The sequence below is a fragment of the Halomonas citrativorans genome (assembly GCF_014898005.1).
Lineage (GTDB): Bacteria > Pseudomonadota > Gammaproteobacteria > Pseudomonadales > Halomonadaceae > Vreelandella > Vreelandella citrativorans.
In genome coordinates, this window is record NZ_JABUYX010000056.1 from 1 (window position 1) to 1,822 (window position 1,822).

The following is a 1,822-nucleotide window of genomic DNA, read 5'->3' on the forward strand; positions in this document are numbered from 1 at the left end:
AAAAAACGTTAATGTCAGCATGATATACATTGTTAAAGAGCGACTGCCATAAGCAGTGATAAGCGACCTTTCACGTTAAAAAAAGAGAAAAGACCTTAAGATCTTTCTTTTTCTTTCAAGGTGAAAAAGCAATTCGCTTATCACTGCTCATCAACAGCATTCTGATCAGGTAATTCATTGTGGACGTTTACCGCGAGGGATGACGCATCGTTTAAGGAGGTGATCCAGCCGCAGGTTCCCCTACGGCTACCTTGTTACGACTTCACCCCAGTCATGAACCACACCGTGGTGATCGCCCTCTTGCGTTAGGCTAACCACTTCTGGTGCAGTCCACTCCCATGGTGTGACGGGCGGTGTGTACAAGGCCCGGGAACGTATTCACCGTGACATTCTGATTCACGATTACTAGCGATTCCGACTTCACGGAGTCGAGTTGCAGACTCCGATCCGGACTGAGACCGGCTTTTCGGGATTGGCGCACTCTCGCGAGTTGGCAACCCTTTGTACCGGCCATTGTAGCACGTGTGTAGCCCTACCCGTAAGGGCCATGATGACTTGACGTCGTCCCCACCTTCCTCCGGTTTGTCACCGGCAGTCTCCTTAGAGTTCCCACCATTACGTGCTGGCAAATAAGGACAAGGGTTGCGCTCGTTACGGGACTTAACCCAACATTTCACAACACGAGCTGACGACAGCCATGCAGCACCTGTCTTACAGTTCCCGAAGGCACACCAGGATCTCTCCCGGCTTCTGTAGATGTCAAGGGTAGGTAAGGTTCTTCGCGTTGCATCGAATTAAACCACATGCTCCACCGCTTGTGCGGGCCCCCGTCAATTCATTTGAGTTTTAACCTTGCGGCCGTACTCCCCAGGCGGTCGACTTATCGCGTTAACTTCGCCACAAAGTGCGCTAGGCACCCAACGGCTGGTCGACATCGTTTACGGCGTGGACTACCAGGGTATCTAATCCTGTTTGCTACCCACGCTTTCGCACCTCAGTGTCAGTGTCAGTCCAGAAGGCCGCCTTCGCCACTGGTATTCCTCCCGATCTCTACGCATTTCACCGCTACACCGGGAATTCTACCTTCCTCTCCTGCACTCTAGCCTGACAGTTCCGGATGCCGTTCCCAGGTTGAGCCCGGGGCTTTCACAACCGGCTTATCAAGCCACCTACGCGCGCTTTACGCCCAGTAATTCCGATTAACGCTTGCACCCTCCGTATTACCGCGGCTGCTGGCACGGAGTTAGCCGGTGCTTCTTCTGCGAGTGATGTCTTTCCTGCCGGGTATTAACCGACAGGCGTTCTTCCTCGCTGAAAGTGCTTTACAACCCGAAGGCCTTCTTCACACACGCGGCATGGCTGGATCAGGCTTGCGCCCATTGTCCAATATTCCCCACTGCTGCCTCCCGTAGGAGTTCGGGCCGTGTCTCAGTCCCGATGTGGCTGATCATCCTCTCAAACCAGCTACGGATCGTTGCCTTGGTGAGCCATTACCTCACCAACCAGCTAATCCGACATAGGCTCATCCAATAGCGGGAGCCGAAGCCCCCTTTCTCCCGTAGGACGTATGCGGTATTAGCCTGAGTTTCCCCAGGTTATCCCCCACTATCGGGCAGATTCCTATGCATTACTCACCCGTCCGCCGCTCGTCAGCGGGAAGCAAGCTTCCCCTGTTACCGCTCGACTTGCATGTGTTAAGCCTGCCGCCAGCGTTCAATCTGAGCCATGATCAAACTCTTCAGTTTAAAATCAGTGTGATTCTTGCTTGTCACTCGAAAGTGACAAAGGTGAATCAATCCTGGCTCAAGGTTCAAACGAATTT

1 rRNA gene is annotated in these 1,822 nt (G+C 53.0%); it reads right to left on the reverse strand.

Annotation, left to right across the window (positions count from 1 at the left end):
* Positions 1–212 precede the first annotated feature (212 nt).
* Positions 213–1,745 (reverse strand): 16S ribosomal RNA (locus tag INT20_RS17860).
* Positions 1,746–1,822: the final 77 nt, after the last annotated feature.